Consider the following 456-nt stretch of genomic DNA (forward strand, 5'->3'; position numbering starts at 1 on the left):
CATCATTAAGAGACCCCTTGAACTCCTTAAACGATACGTACATATGTATCAGTCGCGTATTGAGTGTCTCATTATAGAACCAATCAAGATTGCCATCCTCCATCGTCTCAATATCGTTCGGCTTAGTCACATATTTTGTGACCTCATCAACAGACTCAAGAGTTCCCGCATCCTTAACAATGCACGACATCCTCTCACGAACATCAGCAAGAAAATCCTGCCAGCCGTTCCCCTTCAAATACGGCAGATCAAAGAGGATATTCATATGCATGTTAAGGGTTTCATGATCCTCATTATGAGTGAACTCAGTCCCCCTGAAATACAGATTTGAACCATATTTTTGATTGAGCCAACGGAAGCAATCAGAGAGCTTGCGTGTCCATTTCCTATGCTCCGCCTTGAGGTCATCATATATGCGGACGTTCTCACCGCAGGTGATAACCATGTACCGCAGAT

1 protein-coding gene is annotated in these 456 nt (G+C 43.9%); it reads right to left on the reverse strand.

Features of this window, described 5'->3' with window-relative positions; translation table 11 throughout:
- On the reverse strand, window positions 1-445 hold a 445-nt coding region (locus KP705_RS17610), incomplete at its 3' end, for a protein rep (protein ID WP_215765218.1).
- Window positions 446-456: the final 11 nt, after the last annotated feature.

The organism is Gluconobacter sp. P1D12_c, assembly GCF_018812105.1.
GTDB lineage: Bacteria > Pseudomonadota > Alphaproteobacteria > Acetobacterales > Acetobacteraceae > Gluconobacter > Gluconobacter oxydans_A.